At 41.4% G+C, this 18904-nt stretch carries 18 protein-coding genes and 3 tRNA genes; 19 read left to right on the top strand and 2 right to left on the bottom strand.

Features of this window, described 5'->3' with window-relative positions:
- Positions 1–8 precede the first annotated feature (8 nt).
- Positions 9–1352, bottom strand: coding sequence for a TolC family protein (locus IVG45_RS22075; RefSeq protein ID WP_196435892.1), 1344 nt, complete (start codon positions 1350–1352; stop codon positions 9–11).
- A gap of 210 nt (positions 1353–1562) precedes the next feature.
- On the opposite strand from IVG45_RS22075, the gene IVG45_RS22070 reads away from it, so the two are divergent.
- The 5 genes from IVG45_RS22070 (at position 1563) to IVG45_RS22050 (ending at position 2891) form a co-directional block, all read left to right on the top strand.
- Positions 1563–2099 (top strand): hypothetical protein, encoded by a 537-nt coding sequence (locus IVG45_RS22070; RefSeq protein WP_196435891.1) that lies wholly within the window; start codon positions 1563–1565, stop codon positions 2097–2099.
- A gap of 59 nt (positions 2100–2158) precedes the next feature.
- Positions 2159–2234: transfer RNA gene (locus tag IVG45_RS22065), tRNA-Gly, on the top strand.
- 47 nt (positions 2235–2281) lie between these two features.
- Positions 2282–2355: transfer RNA gene (locus tag IVG45_RS22060), tRNA-Cys, on the top strand.
- A 22-nt stretch (positions 2356–2377) separates the two neighbouring features.
- A tRNA-Gly gene (locus tag IVG45_RS22055) sits at positions 2378–2453 on the top strand.
- A 168-nt stretch (positions 2454–2621) separates the two neighbouring features.
- The gene (locus IVG45_RS22050; protein ID WP_230874693.1) at positions 2622–2891 is read left to right on the top strand and encodes a CCDC90 family protein; all 270 of its coding nucleotides are present in this window, start codon (positions 2622–2624) and stop codon (positions 2889–2891) included.
- A 162-nt stretch (positions 2892–3053) separates the two neighbouring features.
- Here the strand turns inward: IVG45_RS22050 and IVG45_RS22045 are convergent, their stop codons facing one another.
- The gene (locus tag IVG45_RS22045; protein WP_196435890.1) at positions 3054–3521 is read right to left on the bottom strand and encodes a tetratricopeptide repeat protein; all 468 of its coding nucleotides are present in this window, start codon (positions 3519–3521) and stop codon (positions 3054–3056) included.
- A gap of 305 nt (positions 3522–3826) precedes the next feature.
- On the opposite strand from IVG45_RS22045, the gene IVG45_RS22915 reads away from it, so the two are divergent.
- The 14 genes from IVG45_RS22915 (at position 3827) to IVG45_RS21975 (ending at position 18875) form a co-directional block, all read left to right on the top strand.
- Complete coding sequence (locus IVG45_RS22915; RefSeq protein WP_442923362.1) at positions 3827–4267, top strand: pilin; 441 nt, start codon at positions 3827–3829, stop codon at positions 4265–4267.
- Between the two features lie 81 nt (positions 4268–4348).
- Positions 4349–6256 (top strand): hypothetical protein, encoded by a 1908-nt coding sequence (locus tag IVG45_RS22035; protein ID WP_196435888.1) that lies wholly within the window; start codon positions 4349–4351, stop codon positions 6254–6256.
- Positions 6257–6638: 382 nt separating this feature from the next.
- Positions 6639–7469, top strand: a complete 831-nt coding sequence (locus IVG45_RS22030) for an ABC transporter permease (RefSeq protein ID WP_196435887.1) — start codon at positions 6639–6641, stop codon at positions 7467–7469.
- Between the two features lie 36 nt (positions 7470–7505).
- Positions 7506–8798, top strand: coding sequence for an ABC transporter ATP-binding protein (locus IVG45_RS22025; RefSeq protein ID WP_230874692.1), 1293 nt, complete (start codon positions 7506–7508; stop codon positions 8796–8798).
- Positions 8795–9520, top strand: coding sequence for a phosphocholine cytidylyltransferase family protein (locus IVG45_RS22020; protein ID WP_196435886.1), 726 nt, complete (start codon positions 8795–8797; stop codon positions 9518–9520). The genes IVG45_RS22025 and IVG45_RS22020 overlap by 4 nt, the downstream gene beginning before the upstream one ends.
- Before the next feature lie 39 nt (positions 9521–9559).
- Positions 9560–10765, top strand: a complete 1206-nt coding sequence (gene apgM, locus IVG45_RS22015; protein ID WP_196435885.1) for a 2,3-bisphosphoglycerate-independent phosphoglycerate mutase — start codon at positions 9560–9562, stop codon at positions 10763–10765.
- The gene (locus IVG45_RS22010) at positions 10762–11556 is read left to right on the top strand and encodes a class I SAM-dependent methyltransferase (RefSeq protein ID WP_196435884.1); all 795 of its coding nucleotides are present in this window, start codon (positions 10762–10764) and stop codon (positions 11554–11556) included. The genes apgM and IVG45_RS22010 overlap by 4 nt, the downstream gene beginning before the upstream one ends.
- Positions 11557–11558: 2 nt before the next feature.
- Complete coding sequence (locus tag IVG45_RS22005; protein WP_196435883.1) at positions 11559–12263, top strand: aspartate/glutamate racemase family protein; 705 nt, start codon at positions 11559–11561, stop codon at positions 12261–12263.
- Positions 12250–14298 carry a CDP-glycerol glycerophosphotransferase family protein gene (locus IVG45_RS22000; RefSeq protein WP_196435882.1) on the top strand — a complete coding sequence of 683 codons (2049 nt, stop codon included), beginning with the start codon at positions 12250–12252 and terminating at the stop codon, positions 14296–14298. The genes IVG45_RS22005 and IVG45_RS22000 overlap by 14 nt, the downstream gene beginning before the upstream one ends.
- A 75-nt stretch (positions 14299–14373) precedes the next feature.
- On the top strand, positions 14374–14811 hold the full coding sequence (locus tag IVG45_RS21995) for a cupin domain-containing protein (protein ID WP_196435881.1): 438 nt from the start codon (positions 14374–14376) through the stop codon (positions 14809–14811).
- Complete coding sequence (locus IVG45_RS21990) at positions 14808–15917, top strand: DegT/DnrJ/EryC1/StrS family aminotransferase (protein WP_196435880.1); 1110 nt, start codon at positions 14808–14810, stop codon at positions 15915–15917. Before IVG45_RS21995 ends, IVG45_RS21990 begins: the two co-directional genes overlap by 4 nt.
- Positions 15914–16693, top strand: a complete 780-nt coding sequence (locus tag IVG45_RS21985; protein WP_196435879.1) for a class I SAM-dependent DNA methyltransferase — start codon at positions 15914–15916, stop codon at positions 16691–16693. The genes IVG45_RS21990 and IVG45_RS21985 overlap by 4 nt, the downstream gene beginning before the upstream one ends.
- Positions 16693–17862, top strand: a complete 1170-nt coding sequence (locus IVG45_RS21980; RefSeq protein WP_196435878.1) for a hypothetical protein — start codon at positions 16693–16695, stop codon at positions 17860–17862. The genes IVG45_RS21985 and IVG45_RS21980 overlap by 1 nt, the downstream gene beginning before the upstream one ends.
- 89 nt (positions 17863–17951) lie before the next feature.
- Positions 17952–18875: a glycosyltransferase family 2 protein gene (locus IVG45_RS21975; protein WP_196435877.1), complete on the top strand. Its 924-nt coding sequence runs from the start codon at positions 17952–17954 to the stop codon at positions 18873–18875.
- Positions 18876–18904: the final 29 nt, after the last annotated feature.

Raw genomic sequence — 18904 nt, 5'->3', positions numbered from 1 at the left:
GTATCCGCTTAATTCCAAAAACCGGTGGCTAACTTTAAATCCGCTTCCGCGCGCAACGCATCGTATCGAGCCGAAATATCGCGGGTCTTGGCTTTATCGCGCGCCACTTCCGCTTCTATATAGCGCGTTACCGTCACCACGCCCGCCTTACGTTGTTCGTTGACCAGACGCAAGGCCTCCTCGGCGGCTTGCACCGCGACCGAAGTCACCCGCTCGCGATTCAAGGCTTCTTCCAGTCTCAGGCGCGCGGTCTTGACTTGATTTTCAACCCGCAAATGCATTTGCCTGGCGGCCTCGCGGGCAGCGGTCAATTCATGCTCGGCTTTTTTGATTCTTTCCTGAGTGGCAAATCCAGAGAAAATATCCACTTCGACCATCATCCCGGCGCTGACATTGTCGCGATTGGCGCTGAACGCCAAATCCTTGCTGTCGGAACCGTAACTGACGTAGGCATCCGCTCTGGGCAAGTGCGCTGCTTGCGCCGCATTCAGTTGTTGTTCGGCGATAGCCACCCGTTTCTCGGCCGCTTTCAACTCAGGATACTGACCGCGCGCCTGGCTCACTAACACATCAAACTCGGCGGGCGTCTCCGGCAAGGGTTGGTTCAGAGATTCACCGACGGAAAAATCCTGTTCCGCGGATAATCCCAATAAGGTTTTCAGCATGGCATTGGCAATTTCTATCGCATTGGCGGCCTGGAGTTGCGCATCCTTCGCCTCCGCTAACTGAACCTCCAAGGACAATACATCCGATTTAAGCACCGTCCCGGCATCGAAACGAACCCTGCTTTGATCCAATTCGCTTTGTACCGCCTCCACCGACCGCAAACTCAAGGCATGCGCATCCCGCGCGACCAGAAAACCATAAAAAGCCGCCGTGACATTGTTGATCAGATGATTGCGAGTCGCGGCCTTCTCCAGCTCCGAGGTTTCCACCCCCAACTCCGCCGCCTGACTCAAATAATAATCCTGGCCACCGCGAAACAGCGAATAACTGGCCGTAACCTGCGGCCGGTAATTATCGACGCCGCCCGGATGATTAAAATCGCCGCCGTTAAAATCCAGCCGGCGCTGAGCAATGATCATCGCGAAGGCCTGGGCCGGGTTGTCGCTATGTTGATAAGACAAACTGGCTTTGATCTGCGGGTAAAAACTGGATAGTGCTTCGCCTAATTGCGCGTCGGCCTGCTCGATTCTAGCTTGCATGATGCCGATTTCCGGATTGTTTTCCAACGCGTAATCAATCGCTTGCTGCAAAGTAAAGCTTTCTGCATTGGCTTCGGCAACCGCATGACCGGCTCCGACGGACAACGCCATCAAGACGATGACAAGGTGACTAAAAAATAATCGCATATGCGCACCCAATGTTAGTATTTAAGATTTCTCTAATATTGTAACTCAGTCTGGCGTCCGCCAGCAATTTTCCGCAATCTAAACAACTGTAGACCGTTATGCAAAAAGCGGAATAAAGAAAAACTGCAAAATGAATGCTTGAAATGTTCCATCAGCATGGTAACTTTAGCGCTCTTGCCATAATAATAATTATTTTGAGAGGACAATCGCATGAGCATAGATGACAACACTAACGAATCAGAAAACCTGAACCAACCCGAAGAAGCCGGCCAACCGGCGAGCCAACCAACAGAATCACCCGCACCAGCGCAAAATGCCGGCTCCAACCTGGTTGCCAAGTTACTTGAACTTAAAGAATCCAATCCTAAGGTTTTCTTCGGCGGTATCGGAGCGGTTGCTGTCGTTTTCCTATTTTTAGTCATGTCCGGTGGTTCCGATCCCCAACTGCCTGTTCACCAATCTAAAGCCATAGTCCCAGGTCAAAACTATGTATTAAAAAGCGCCAACGCCTATGATGCCAACGCCACTATCCGCTTAGTTGCGGTTCCCGGCTCGATGGCTGCCTATGACGATACCGAGGAAGCCGATCGTGACGGCGCTTGCAAACACATGGCGCAAGGCACCCCGGTTAAAGCCATTCAAGCACAAGATGCTTACGGTAAAAAAGACGTTTTCGTTGAAGTTGAAATGACTTCGGGTGAATGCGAAGGCAAAAAAGGCTGGGCATTGGCGATTGATTTACAATAAATTTAAAAATCTGTTGACTCGACGATTTTTTTGCTTATAATGCACGAATCGAAAGCAAAGCGGGAATAGCTCAGTTGGTAGAGCACAACCTTGCCAAGGTTGGGGTCGCGAGTTCGAGTCTCGTTTCCCGCTCCAAATTCTAAAAAAGCCGCGAAATTCGCGGCTTTTTTATTTCGAACAAAGGCTGCGTAGCAAAGTGGTTATGCAGCGGCCTGCAAAGCCGTATACACCGGTTCGATTCCGGTCGCAGCCTCCATTAATATCAAAATCCATCTCAAGCGGGAATAGCTCAGTTGGTAGAGCACGACCTTGCCAAGGTCGGGGTCGCGAGTTCGAGTCTCGTTTCCCGCTCCAAAATCAACAAGTTAAACTCAAAACGTCTCGACAGAAATAAACCAGCTCCCACGAGTTAAGCTTTATGCGCTGCGGCGGCATAGGTGATGATGGTCGCTCATCCCGAACACTTCATGCATAAGCCTGATTGCCGTACAATATCACCCAGCAAAATGAAGAGATTGAGTCATGAATACAATCCCATTTGACACATTGAAGTTTGCTACGCGATTAAAGTTCGTTGGCTTTAGCGAAGAACAAGCCGCCGTCATCACCGAAATCCAGCGGGAAGCCAGTAACGAAACCTTGCAGCAAGCCATTCACGATTACCATTTGGATGATCTGGCTACCAAGCGCGACCTGAAGGAACTGGAAACAAATCTGGAACACAAAATAGAGCTGCCCAGAGCAGACACCGGACGCATGATTGCCGAAAGCAAAGCCGACTTAACCCGCTGAATTATCGGCGCGGGCTTTTTGCAAACTACATTGATTGTCGGCGTGCTATTGAAAATTGCCCATCTGATTTAGACTTACCGTCAAAATACATTGTAGGGTCGAATTTATTCGACCTGCAGCGACAACCAAAGGTCGAAAAATTCTACCCAACTCCGCATCAGATCAATTACTCGACAACGCCTCCATCTGAACACAGGCAATCGCATGCCCCAGCGAGGCTGCCTTGGCAATCCACATTACAGCAACATTTTCATCTTTTTCCACTCCTTCGCCCAGCAGATAACAATAGCCAAGCTCCTGCATGGCATCCGGGAAATTCTGCTTCGCCGCCGATTCCAGCCAGTACAGCGCGCTTTTAGTCTTGTCATGCGCCCAAAAAAGCAGGGCCAAATCAGTTTGAGCCTCGGCATCGCCGGCATCAGCCGCCTTAATCAGCCCGATATCATCGCTAGACAGCGGAATACAAACATCCTGCTCGATAGATTCGAAACAAATCAAGGTTTTGTTTGATGCCTGATTATCATTGGCACATTTTAACGCTCCATCCGCAAGCCGGCGCCTGATAGTGCGCTCGCTCCATTCTGTTAAGGTCATGGCAGCCTGAAGGGTGATGCTGGGCAAATTATTCATACATTAATTTAGTTAGCTATAGCTTGGCAGACTTTTTTAACAGGCATTATTTACCTGGCAGAGTATTTTTACCGGCAAAAGTGAATTTCGCCAAGTCCACTGTGGAAAAATCAATCACCAGCATCGGATAACAAACCGCATCAGGCAGAATATTTTTGCCTTTCTCTAAGTTAATACTCGCCTTTACAAGCACTTAAATCACCCCGACAAAATCAACGCAATAAAAACCATCCTGGCACGCTTGCTGCTTTACTGTTACCGACACCTTATAACCAACCGAGGATTTATCCATGAACACACTATCCATGAAAAAAGTACAACAAGGCTTTACCTTAATCGAACTGATGATCGTTGTGGCGATCATCGGTATCCTGGCGGCGATAGCGTTGCCCGCGTATCAAGATTACATTATCCGCTCCCAAGTATCCGAAGGCGCGGCTTTAAGCGGCGGCGTACAAACAACCGTTTCCGAAATATGGAGCAACACCGGCGACCTTACCGACGCGGACAGTGGCGCCCTCGGCATACCTGCCGCGACTGACATTAAAGGAAATTATGTTTCTCAGGTAGAAGTAACAGATGGTTTAATTGAAGCTACATTTGAGAGCTCCAGTCCTCAAGCAGCCAATGCTAAAATCGATGGCCTAGTATTACAGCTTTCCCCCACGACAACCGAGGGCAGCGTCATTTGGAAATGCAAAAGCGCAGATATTGATACTAAATATTTACCATCCTCTTGCCGTTAAAATTATAACCTAATGATTTAAACCCCGCTTTTGCGGGGTTTTTTATTTGCCCAGGAAATGCCTACCAAACCATAAATTATCTTGAACAAAGCATTTTACATACCTTGCCTATACCTGGGATTGACATTAATATGCTTTTGGCCCGGATTATCAGGCCCCTTTCTGCTGGACGATTTCGGCAATCTTGACAAACTCGGCAACTATAACGGCGTCAGAAACCTAGACACCTTCATCAAATACCTGGCTGGCGGCATCGCCGGCCCGACCGGCCGACCGTTGAGTTTGTTGAGTTTTCTGGTCAACGGCACCAACTGGCCCACAGATCCTTTTCCGTTCAAACTGACCAATGTGTTGCTGCATGGCCTATGCGGCATTTTTTTATATTTGCTGTGCCAACGATTATTACTGTGTTTTTATAAGCCATCCGACAGACTGACCTGGGCTGCAATGCTTGTCTCCGCCGCATGGTTGCTGCATCCTTTTTTAGTGTCCACCGTACTGTATGTCGTGCAGCGCATGGCCATGCTATCGGCATTTTTTTCGATTGTCGGCTTATGGCTTTACACCAAGGGCCGCCGGATGATGGCAAGTCAAGTGCGCCGAGCTTATGGATTGATGTCTTGCGCGATCGTATTATTTACTTTGCTGGCAATCCTGAGCAAAGAAAACGGCGTATTACTGCCTTTGTTAATTGCTTGCGTTGAAATTTGTGTATTTCGCCACCCTGCCACCAACTCACAGCCACTCAATAAAATCTGGCAAGTAGTATTTTTAGCGCTACCGAGTTTGGCGGTTTTTGCTTATCTGGCCTATTCGTTTAACCCTTACACGCTGGACCATCCCTTCCATAACCGCGACTTTACGCTGCCGCAAAGGCTCATGACAGAAAGCCGTTTAGTCGCAGGTTATTTATATCATTTATTCATCCCGCAGATGTTTTATCCTGGCCTGCTAAATGAAAATATCCAGCTATCTACCGGACTTTTAACCCCCATAAGCACCATATTCAGCATCCTTGTACTGATTGGCTTATTGGTTTTTGCCATCTTGAAACGTCATCGCTGGCCTTTGCTAAGCTTAGGCATAGTGTTTTTTTTCGCAGGCCATTTATTGGAGTCAACCACTCTAGGTCTGGAACTGTATTTCGAACATCGCAATTATTTGCCGGCCATTTTTTTGTTTTTACCGTTTGGCAGCGCAATGATTCGCTTCGATCAAAAATCCCTTAACACTGGAATAATATTATTTCTAACAATTTGCGCGCTGTTTACCTATCAACGCAGCAAACTCTGGGGCAACTCAGTGGAATTGACACTATTTTGGGCCCAACAAAATCCTGATTCATCTCGAGCTCAACGGACTGCCGCACTAGAGCTAGAAAACGCGGGCCATCCTATTAAGGCACTTGAACTGCTTGATAAAGGCAAAACCAACATTCCATCAAGCCTGGATTTACAATGGCATTGGTTTATTTTGAAATGCCAAAATGGTGGCGTATCAAACAGCGATATCGAAGCCATCAACCAAGCTACAGGTCGTTTGAATTACACTTCGCATGCATTCAATATACTACAAGCCACGATACAAACTTTGTTAAAACCAGAATGCAAGGGAGTGACTTATCAAGATGGACTACGCCTGTTGGAAAGCTTGCTCAATAATCCAGCAGTGAAGAGTGATCCTCGCGTAGGTTTTCAGATGCATCACCTGAAAGGCTTAATCTATGCAACCATACAACAACCAGAACTTGCACTGGCCGAATTCGACAACGTGCTATCGTCCAATAAAAACATCGAACACGGATTGGTTCAAGTAGGCATATTGGCATCACACAAACACTTTGAACAAGCCATGAAGCATTTGAACAGGATAGAACCATTATTAAAACAAGAGAAACCCAATGTTTTGTCACTTAACGTTAGGCCTGAATACAGTAGTGAAATAAACCGAATCAAACAAAACCTGCAAGATGAGCTAAATAAAAAATAGGCATTTTGCCCGGTTGGATATTGTATAACTAAATTATCATTCACAATATTTAGGCCATTGCCAAGAATAGATATACCCGAATCGCGCCGGATTTTTGTTCTGCTACAGGGCTCGAGAAAGGCTTCATAGCCGTGTTTGTTTGCATTGTTTTCCTAGCGGGATTAGCGAACAAACGGATCGTCTGTTGTGACTACCAGCTGACTTATCGTTAAGCGGTTATGCAACCCTTTTGAGCTGCGGTAGATAGACAAAAAGGCCCGTCAGTCGGGTATATTTTTGCTGGAAATCGTCTTAACAGAAAATACCATGCGGAACATACACCCATTCATTTTTCGGCATAGCAGAGTCCTAAATTCAATTTAAAAGCGAAACGACAAACAATATGAATACCCAAGGAGAAATCATCATAACGCCAGATAAAACTCTAGGCGATTCAGGGAGAGAATTATGGGAATACCGCGATTTGCTTTATTTTCTAGCTTGGCGAGATTTTAAAGTCCGCTACAAACAAACCGCCATCGGCGCGGCTTGGGTTATTATCAGACCCTTACTAACCATGGTTGTTTTTACTCTGGTTTTCGGAAAACTCGCCAAGTTACCTACGGAAGGGGAAGCACCATATGCCATTATGGTGTTTACCGCTATGTTGCCGTGGTATTTTTTCGCGACAACCTTAAGCGAAAGCGCAAACGCCGTCATCGACAATTCGGCAATGATCAGTAAAATCTACTTCCCACGCATCGTTGTGCCAACCACGCCAATATTTGTTAATTTGATCGATTTTTTAATTTCATTTGTCATTTTGATCGGTCTAATGATTTACTATAGTTTTGTACCCAGTATCTACATTTTGATAATGCCACTGTTTTTAATCCAAGCCGGAATAACCTCCCTAGGACTTGGATATTTGATAGCAGCACTGAATGTCAAATATCGAGATTTTCGTTACCTCATTCCTTTTCTGATGCAAATGGGGCTTTATATCTCGCCGGTTGGATACAGCAGCCATATCATCCCTGAACAATGGCGCTTGATTTATTCGATTAATCCGATGGTGGGTGTCATTGATGGATTTCGCTGGATGATTTTAGGGGATCTATCGACGCTTTATCTGCAAGGGTTCCATTTGTCGATTGGGGTATCGTTCCTGCTGTTTTTTGTAGGTCTAAACTATTATTTAAAAACCGAGAAACAATTTGCCGATACGATTTGATTGCTCAACCATTTTGTTAAAAATTAACGATTTATTATGACGACAATCATCAAAGTCGAAAATATCGGCAAAAAATACATAATAGGCCATGAAAAACAGGCCCGCTACAGCACGTTGCGTGATAGTTTAAGCCATGGCGTGAAATCAGTAGCCAGGCGCTTGTGCCATCCATTGCAAGCTAATACAGAACAAATCGAACTGGAAGAATTCTGGGCACTAAAAGACATCAACTTCGAAATCCAGCAAGGTGATAAAGTTGGCATTATCGGCCGTAACGGTGCCGGCAAATCAACCCTGTTAAAAATCCTCAGCCGCATCACTGCACCGACTACCGGCAAAATTACGCTAAAAGGCCGCGTTGCCAGTTTGCTGGAAGTCGGAACAGGCTTTCATCCAGAACTGTCCGGTCGGGAAAACATCTATTTAAACGGCGCCATACTCGGCATGCGAAAAGCTGAAATCAAAAGAAAATTCGATGAAATCGTCGATTTTGCCGAAGTGGAAAAATTTCTAGATACGCCGGTCAAACGTTATTCCAGCGGCATGTATGTGAAGCTGGCCTTTGCAGTGGCGGCCCACCTGGAGCCAGATATATTGATTGTCGATGAGGTTCTTGCGGTGGGCGATACGCAGTTTCAGAAGAAATGTTTAGGCAAAATGCAAGATGTAAACGCTCAGGGAAGAACAGTTTTATTCGTTAGCCATAACATGGGTGCTATAAATGAACTTTGTTCACGCGCAATCTTGTTAAACCAAGGTGAAAAACTTATTGATGGAAATGTTAAAGATGTGGTTACTACATATTTAACGAATGGCCAATCAAATGCAGACATCACTCTACACTCAGTAATACATTATGGCCACCAGAGCTATGCTAGGTTACAGCGATTACGACTTTTTGATGACAAGGGAAACCCAGCTTCAACATTCATGATGAATACCCCATTTGTTGCTCATATTGAAGTTGAATGCATTTCACCTCGGCCAAACGTAGAAATTGGCCTAAAGATTTCAAGTCGTTATGGGGCTGCAATTCATTATTTAACTTCGACGTGGGAAGGTTTGTTTGTTGATTTAGAACCCGGAAAGTATATATTCGAAGTAAAAATCCCTCATTTATTGCTTTATCCTGGTAATTATTTGATAGGCCTATGGATACTCAGCGAACCAGACTGGTCGGATGATCATGTGCAAGAAGTTGCCCAATTTACAGTAATAAAAAATAATGTTACGGGTTATCGTACAAGATTCGATCAATATGTAGTCAGCGGCTGCGAAGTTTATACTCAAAGCTCATGGAAACTTATTTCTAAGAATTCTCAACTATGAACAACAAATATCAGGCGTTAATTTTAGCTGCTGGAGAAGGAAAACGGCTAATGCCGTTTACACTTGAAAAGCCTAAATGTCTTGCTCGTGTCAATGGTTGTACTATTTTAGAAAACTCTCTGAATATACTAGCTAATAATGGCTGCACCCATACAACAATAGTAATTGGTCATCACGCCGATGTAATTAAAGAACTTATTGCTTATAATTTCTCAGGCATGCCAATTTCCTATGTCGAAAATCATGATTTTCGATCAACTAACAGCATGTATAGTCTCACACTAGGTTTAGATGCGATTGATGAACCTGCTTGGATTTTAGAAGGCGATGTGTTTTTTGAAAATTCAATTATTAACCTTCCAACAAGAAACCATATCTCTTGGTTTGTTGACTCTTCGATTCGAGAACTAGATGGGGCCTACATTGAATATGATTCAAAATATGTTGCGAAATCGTTAGAAATCATTAGAGATGTTAATTTCATACGCCCAGGACAAAGCAAATCGGTTGGCATTCTTAAATTAAGTAGAAATGGTGTTAACAAAATAAAGGAATGGTTGAAAAACGGAGTTGCTTCGGGGCATAAAAACGAATATTACGATCTTACTTTAGGAACTCACCTAAATGAATCCTTGATAAGCGTAGTCGATGTGGCAGGTCTTCGCTGGTTTGAAATTGATACGCTAGATGACCTTGAAAAGGCTAATAGAATATTTTGTTAACAATTATGTTTGGATAAACTGCTCCCAAGCTGACAACAAATGAAAACGGTGATGATAGTTATCGATGGATTGGGGGATGAGCCTATTCCTGAACTAAACGGTAAAACTCCCTTGCAGGTTGCTCATGCGCCTAATATTCACTTTATAGCAAACCGTGGTCAGATAGGTAGAATTCAAACAACATTTCCTGGTTTCCCCATTGAAAGCATGGTCTGTATCATGGGACTGTTGGGTTATGCGCCAGAAAAATATTATCCATGCGGAAGAGCTTCATTTGAGGCCATGGCAAAAGGTATTCCGCTAAAACAAAATGATCTTGTTTTGCGTTGCAACTTAGTCACGATTGACCCGAAAAAGCAAATATTAAAAGACTTTACCGCAGGCCTCATCAATGACAGCCATGCTCGAGCCTTAATTTCAAAAATAGACCTCCCATTCGATAATTGGGAATTATATCCAGGCCAAAGTTATCGCAACATTTTAATAATTAGAGGCGCCAATGTTTCCGCTAAAGATATAAAATGTTTTGAACCACACATGCATATCAATGGCAATGTGAGGAAGTTGTTACCCTGTGGTACAACGCCAACAGCAAAACAACTCGCTGATCAACTTGACGAGTTTTTAATGGGCACGCAAAAACAAATAAAGAACATGTCAATCTCAGGGCAGTGTACCGCAAATATGCTTTGGCTATGGAGCCCATCCATTAAACCGATATGGCCATCGTTTACGCAACAACATGGTTTACGTGGTGCTGTTGTTGGAGGTCTTGATTTTTTGCACGGCATTGCAATGGCGGCAGGTATGCATTTTGACGTTATACCCGGCGCAACAGGGTATATCGATACCGATTATCAAGCAAAAGCAGACTATACAATTAAATATTTAAAGGATTATGATTTTATTCTGACGCATATTAATGCAACTGATGAAGAAGCACACCAAAGAAACTTTACTGGAAAAATAGAGGCCATAGAAAGAATTGATCATTTTGTTGTTGCTCCCATCCTAACTGAATTAGTGAGAAAGTATTCAGCGGAATTCAAAATTATAATTTGTGGAGATCATGGAACTCGCTGTAGAGATGGTAAGCACATCTCTTCACCTGTCCCATACTCTTTATATGGAAATAATATAAAAGCATGTAACACAGACCAATTTTGTGAGTCTTCTTGTTCGTTACACCCCCCCATTAACTCACTTTTTGTTATTGAAAAGTTAATAGAAAAACAGAAAGCATGAACTCAACCATACACAAATATTGGAATTCTTTGGGGATGCTACCAAAGGAGTTATATGGTTGCTATCCAATGGGAGGAGGAGGTCTTCTAGAAGCTCCTTATCGGCATTTTTTTGAAGTTAAGCATCTCCAAAGAATTATTCCACTTAATAAGGACATGAATATTTTGGAACTTGGCTGCGGTAATGGCCGTTGGGCGGTATCACTCGCCCCATTAGTAAATCATTACACAGGCATTGATTTTAGCGAAACTGCTATTGACATTGCACGAGAATGCATCAAAGATATTGGACTAGATAATATTGTTTTTTATAAAATTCCTGCCATGGAGTTTCAAGCCGACAAATATTTCGATATAATTTACTTTTCTGGAGTAACTCAGTATCTGCAAGACGATGAAATAATAAAAATATTAAGTAACCTCAAGCCATATTTGAAACAGAGCACCATAATAATTGATCGAAGTACATTAAACTATAAAACCCGAGAAATATCAGACCTACAAAATTATTACTCTATTTATAGAACACCACACGAGCTTTCTGAACTATTCAATACATTTGAATTTAAAAAATATTATCAACAACGAAGTTACAGATTTCTAAGAGGCGTACGGTTTTTAAATAGAACTCCAGTCATAAACGCTCTTTGTATAGTATCAGACTTAGCTAAGCCGATTTCATATTATTTAATGTATACTATTTCCTGGATAGCTGATCATATTAATCCAATTCCATTTGAAGGTGGAAACAGATCGCACGACTTTATTCTTTTTAAACGATCAGAGGGATAGGAATGACACCTCCTAAGACAATTGGCATCCTTGGTGGAATGGGGCCTTATGCAACCATTTCTTTTTACCAAAAAATCCTTGACCTTAGCGGGGCAACTAAAGATTGGGAGCATTGTCGGACAGTCATTGATGTTAACACCCACATTCCGAGTCGATCCCGTCATTATTTGTATCATGAAGCATCGCCTGTTCCAGCAATGATTCAAAGTTGTAAGTGCCTCGAAAATTATCCAGTAGACTTTATTGTTATTCCTTGCAATAGCGCTTCACATTATATCCACGAAATACAATCTTCAATTGAAACTCCTATCATAAATATTATGGAAATTACTGTTCAGAAGTTGCTTCAGCATTATCCATTGGCCAAAAATATTTCTGTCTTAGGCGGAGCTATAACTTACTATGCCAAAACTTATAAACCTTATCTTGAGAACAATGGATTCAATTATCTTCATCACTCAGAACCACTTCAAAGAAAAGCCGAAGAAATTATAGAAAAAATCAAATTAAATACATTAACCAGTAAAATTGAATTAGATTTAAATCTACTTTTATCACAATTACATAAAGAACAAAGATTTGATGTTTTAATTTTTGGGTGCACAGAATTTGGCTGCCTACATAACATAGATAGCGACATATCTATTATTGATTCGAGCCTTGCCCTAGCTCAATATGCAATCAATTACGCCAATGGATATATATAAATCACCTTTATATCAAGCGATAAAACTAAAGCTGGATCTACGAAAAATTACGAATCAAAAAATTGTAGCTTTTGACCTTGCGTCACTTGGAGAAATTCAATTTTTTGAACCTGTACTTCGATTATATGCAAAAAATAAACCTGATGATAAAATTTTAATTATTTATCGCGATAACACAAACCATCAGTTCGGCAAGTTATTTGAAGATATTGGTGATAGATTTATTTATATTGAAAATGAACTATTAAGAAGTTTTTTTTATCCAGAAATAGACATTTTTATAACTACCGAACAATATAGCCATGGCCTGGACTTTGTTTACAGTATAGTTCTTTTTCATGGACAACCATCAAAAGGCTTAACCTTCACTAAAGAAATTATAAATTCGTTCGATGCATTGTTTTTTTATGGTCCGATGCACAAAGATGCATTTAAAAACTTTTTAACTGACTGGAATATTGATCACCCAAATCACCTTGATACTTATGAAATTGGTTATCCAAAATCAGATAATCTACTTAATGGACACATCAATACCATTGATTTAACTGAATCTTTACATCTTGACCCAACAAAAAAAACACTGCTCTATGCCCCTGCATTTAACGAAGGAGCATCATTAAGAAAACACGGCCTTGAAATTATACGCATTCTATGCGGCCTAAATAAATTTAATATACTAGTTAAACTTCCAATTGATTGCTGGGAATCAAATAAAAATTTTTATAGCACTGGAGGAGTTAACTGGTTTGATGAAATTGGGAAATTAGAGGAGGTTTTTTCTAATTTATGGCTATTCCGCGATTTCAAAATAGACCCATTACTCGCATTATCAGATATTCTTATAACGTGCATTAGCAGCGTTTCTTTTGAATTTCTTGCCTTACAAAAGCCAGTTATATTTATTGAAACCCCTGAATACTTCAATAACTACCTAAAATCAATATTTCCGCAAATAGACACATCCTCATGGGCTTCTAGAACCACTATAAATGGCGGAAAAGAGTTCGGATTGGTTATTAAAAATATTTACGATCTTCCTAAAGCCATCATGCAGGTACTTGACAACCCAGACGACTACCCTTTTCAAAAGGAATACATAAAACAATACATTTTATATAACCCTGGCCATGCTACTGTTACAGCTGTCAATCATATTTTTGAAATATTAAATAGCAACAGAAAATCAAGACGCCCATTTCCTTTCTCCCACTTATTTCGTAGCTTATACAAATTTCTACCTGAACCAATAAGGTCTGCGGCACGCTTTATAAAGCATCTGCCAAACAACTTTTTTAACAGAAGCCTGCGAAAAATAAATTTAATTATCAATTATTTTGGATTTACAGTTTCAAAATCTGGAATGGGATATATTGACCCCGCTCAAACCATTCATAATGCTCAAAAATCTGGATTATCAATTTGCGATTATTTAGAAAACAAAGAACCTGACAAACGAAAACATGGTAGAAGAAACAGAATAATAAATAAACTAGCAGAATATAACACATTATCCTCTTGCACAACCGCTCTAGAAATTGGTCCCGGAACAGGCATGTATTTGGAAAAAGTTTTAGAGCTAGCAAAGCCTATTAGATATGAAATCTACGAAACTCACCGGGGATGGATAAATTATTTAAAGTCAAAGTTCGAAAAGTCTTCATCTTGCACACTTGTAGTTCATACGGCTAATGGTCACTCCTTAGATCAAACTCAATCAAACTCCTGCAATATTGTCCATGCACATGGCGTATTTGTTTATATTCCAATTCTAAATACTTTGCATTACATTTCCGAATCAGCTCGCGTTTTAGCACCAGGCGGCTTTCTTGTTTTTGACTGCTTAACCGAAGACTGTTTAAACTACAATGACGCTAAGCGATGGCTCGAAAGTTCAATGAGATTTCCGGTTATAATTCAACACTCCCTACTTATGGAATACACAGTCAATGAAGGTTTTGTTTTCATAGGAAAATTCACTGAAGTTTATGGTTTTTCAAGAGTTAATTATTATATTTTTAGGAAAAAAATATAAATATATTTAACTTTTTACCAGTTGAATTCAAAAGCGAAGTGTAACACTGAGATATTAATATATTGGAGATTTATTTTGATAGAACGAATTAACAACCAAGATCAAGAGCTTGCCGTTATCATTCGCCACTCCTTCAAAAAAGAAGGCATCGAGTTTTTTACACCCGGCACTTATTCCCAGCAAATCGGCTATATGAACCGCCCCGTCGGTTATAAAATTCCACCGCACGTTCATAATCCTGTCGCTCGAGAAGTTCACTATACTAACGAGGTATTGTTTGTTAAAAGCGGCCGAGTCCGGGTTGATTTCTATTCCGCTGAGCAGGAATACCTGGAAAGCACCATACTCGAAACCGGCGATGTGGTTCTGCTTGCTCTTGGTGGCCACGGCTTTGAAATGCTCGAAGCCACCGAAATCATAGAAGTTAAACAAGGACCTTACGCGGGAGATCAGGATAAAACCCGCTTTGACTCTATCGATAATGACCAAATCAAAATGAGAAAGCTCGAATGATACCCGTCAATGAGCCATTGCTGGATGGAAATGAAAAGAAATACTTGCTGGAATGTATAGAAACCGGCTGGATCTCTTCCGAAGGCCCCTTCATAAAACGCTTTGAAACCGAATTTGCCAAACGCTTTGGGCGCAAAAACGCTGTTGCCGTGGCAAATGGTACGGCTGCTCTAGATATTGGAATTGAGACATTGGGTATAGGGCCTGGCGATGAAGTCATTGTTCCTACTTTTACTATCATTTCCTGTCTTCATCAAATCGTCCGGGCAGGAGCAACGCCCGTATTGGTCGATTGCTGCCCCCTGACTTGGAATATGGATGTCAGCCAGGTCGAGTCAAAAATCACGTCAAAAACCAAGGCCATCATGGCCGTGCATATTTATGGTCTACCTGTTGATATGCAACCGTTATTAGACTTGGCACAAAGACATGGTCTAAAAGTAATAGAAGACGCCGCCGAAGCGCATGGACAAACCTACAACGGCAAACCTTGCGGTAGCTTCGGTGATATCAGCACCTTCAGTTTTTACCCAAATAAACACATTACCACCGGCGAAGGCGGCATGGTGGTAACCGATGACGATGAACTTGCCGAACAGGCACGCAGCTTGCGGAACTTATGCTTCCAGCCAGCCAAACGATTCGTGCATGAACGCTTGGGCTGGAATTATCGTATGACTAATATGCAGGCCGCATTGGGTATCGCGCAATTGGAACGTCTGGATGAATTTATTCGGCGCAAACGCGAAATTGGCGAACTTTATTCCGAATTATTGGGCACTCTGCCGGGGGTGCAATTACCTTTGATGCAGACCGAGTATGCCCAAAACATTTTTTGGGTTTTTGGCTTGGTTTTGGATAAGTCTCAGGGTTTAACAGCCGATCAAGCCATGCAGCGGCTTGCAGACAAAGAAATCGGTACGCGCCCTTTTTTCTATCCCATGCATTTACAACCGGTCTTAAAAAAAATGGGATTTTTTACGAACGAAACATATCCAGTGGCTGAAAACCTTTATCGATACGGTTTTTACATCCCCAGTGGTTTAGCCTTAACAAATGCACAAATTGAAAAAGTGGCTTATGCCTGCCGAGAGGTTTTGCAATGAGTGAGGTATTCGACCACTATGCCCTCTATTACGATTTACTTTATCGAGATAAGGATTATGCGGCTGAAGCGGCGTATGTGGCTTCTCATATCAGGGAGTTTAACCCATCGGCAAAAACGATATTAGAACTTGGTTGCGGCACAGGTGGACACGCCGAGTTTTTTGCACGCATGGGTTTTACGGTTGTTGGCATAGATATGAGCGTAACGATGCTTAATCAAGCTGAAATGCGGAAAGCCAAGTTACCAACCGAAATCGCAGAAAGGCTTACATTTATTCAGGGTGATGTGCGTAGTATTCGCACTGGGGAACAATATGATGCCGTGATATCACTATTTCATGTAATGAGTTATCAAACATCCAATGCGGATCTGGAAAATAGCTTTGCAACCGCGGCAGTTCATTTAAAACCTAGCGGTGTATTTTTATTCGATTTTTGGTACGGTCCTGCGGTACTGATCCAAAAACCGGAAGTACGTGTTAAACGCTTGGAAGACAATACAATTAAAGTCACCAGAATTGCCGAACCTGTCCTTCATGCCAACGCTAACGTGGCAGATGTTAATTATACAATTTTCATTGAGGATAACTTAACAGGAAAAGCCAAACAGATACGGGAAACTCATAAAATGAGGTATTTATTTTTACCCGAACTAAATTGGATGTTACCTTCGTCTAATTTGGAAATAAAAATCCATTATGCTTGGTTAGAATGTATTCCCTTATCTTTTGATAGTTGGTCTGGTGTAATTCTAGCCATACCGCATAAAATTTGATGAGAATTGCATTTTTTATTTCTGGCTTTCCCATCCAAGGTTATCTTAGGGATATGCTAGAATGTTTAGTAAAAAATGGGCACAAAGTTGATTTATACAAGACATCAACAAAATACAATCTTGATACAGCAGATTTAAATACATTTAGCATTAGTATAAATGAGATAATTGGCCATGATATATTCTATCGATTTCTACGCTTATTAGATAGACGTATCTTCTTATTAACATCATGGATGCCAAACTTATCAACTAAATTATTATCAATAAGATTTAGGCGTTCTATAAAAAACAATAAATACGATATTTTTATTGGCGTTGAAAAAATAGGATTGATTATTGCCTGGATTTTGAACAGAAGAATAGAAACACCTTACATTTACTATTCATTGGAATTATATATCGACGACCATGACGAGATTAATAACTTTAATTATCTACGCAAATCAGAGATCAAAGCAAATAAACATGCTTTAGCAACCATCATACAAGACCATCTTCGTGCAAAAGCGCTTGAAATAGCAAACAAATTAACATCGCATCACTTTATTTACCTTCCCATTGGAGCCTCTGAGCCTTTAGCTAAATTACCCTACAAAGCCCGGACATTCAGAGAAAATATACTTTTAGATCGTTTTGTAATTCTCTTTGTAGGAATATTAACCTTTCACCGCAGAATTGATGAATTAATCCCTATAGCTGAAGCACTGCAAGATAATGAGCATTTATATTTACATGGACCTAGCTTTTTATCAATCGAACAATTCAAGTCTACACAAAATCTCACCATATCCCAAAAAACTCTTTCCGAAGATGAATTATATGCACTTGTTGAATCATCCGACATCGGAGTTGCTTTATACCGGGATGAACCCATAAATGATCGTTTGACAGCGTTCTCTTCACACAAAATCGCACTCTACTTAAAATATGCTAAACCTATAATTGTTCCACGAAATGAGAGCTATAAAGAACTAATGGGGCTATACGAGTGCGGTGAAATGATTAATAACATCACTGACTTACCAGAAGCGGTCCGTAAAATAAGGCATAATTATGAACACTATTCCCGGCAAGCAATTTTAGCATTTAATCATTTATATAATTTAGCTACCCGTGTACCAAAAGCTTTTGAAATCATTGAGCATCTGATAAAAGTTGAGCATTAATTGCTGCCGCAACTGGAAAACACATTACAATTTCTTCAGCCTTCCGAAAGAACTTCACTGAACACTTCCAATTCAAGCAGGAATATTAAATGAACCATCCTTTAATCTCGGTTGTTATTCCCGCACGCGACAGGGAGCTTACGATAGGATATTGCTTGCGCTCAGTATTTGCGCAAACTTATCCACATTTTGAAATTATAGTGGTAGATGACGGATCTAGTGACAATACAGTCGGAGAAGTGCTGGCATTTACGGATCGGCGATTACGATATGTTCGACATGATTCAGCCAAAGGAGCGCAAGCGGCAAGGAACACCGGAGTAAAAGCTGCCCAAGGTCAATGGATTGCTTTTTTAGACAGCGATGATGAGTGGTTACCTACGAAACTGGAAAAACAGATCAATGTGCTGGACTCTCATGGATGGAATCAACGACTAGTCATCCATGCCAATATGTTCAGATTCATATCTGCTACCGGTCAGAGAAAGCGGTGGAAGTTACCAATCATAGAAGGAAGTAATGCTTATTTGTCGGTTTTGCGAACACCTGGACCTGTTTTTCCAACAATCGTCGTTGCAAAATCAGCCTTGGAAGAGATTGGCTGGCTTGATGAACAAGCGCCATCCTATCAAGAGTGGGATACGGCTATAAGACTCGCAAAAATTTGTAATTTCGTCCAAATTCGCGAACCTTTGGCTGTGTACTGGCTACATGATGGCGAAACAATATCCAAAAATGGTCAACTAGATATTAATGGATACCGTTATATTATCGAAAAACATCGAGAAGAAATCCTTCGCGTGGCAGGTAGCGCGGTATGGAACAGACATATGATGCGCTTGGCGCGTAGATGCGCAAATTATGGTTTTTTTAATGATTCCAATTCAGTTATCAAACAAATCCCCTTGTTAAGCTATTACCATGGCCTTGCACTGGCATATTTATATTTAGCAATTTTCAAAAGATTTGTGTTGTTGGATTTTAAAAGTATAAAAAACAATATTAGGCTTTGATTTCTTTACATTGTGACTTTGCACTTTAA

Source organism: Methylomonas sp. LL1 (genome assembly GCF_015711015.1).
In the GTDB taxonomy this organism is placed as follows: domain Bacteria; phylum Pseudomonadota; class Gammaproteobacteria; order Methylococcales; family Methylomonadaceae; genus Methylomonas.
The sequence above is the reverse complement of the archived record's forward strand: the minus strand, read 5'-3'. Positions and strand labels throughout refer to the sequence as shown.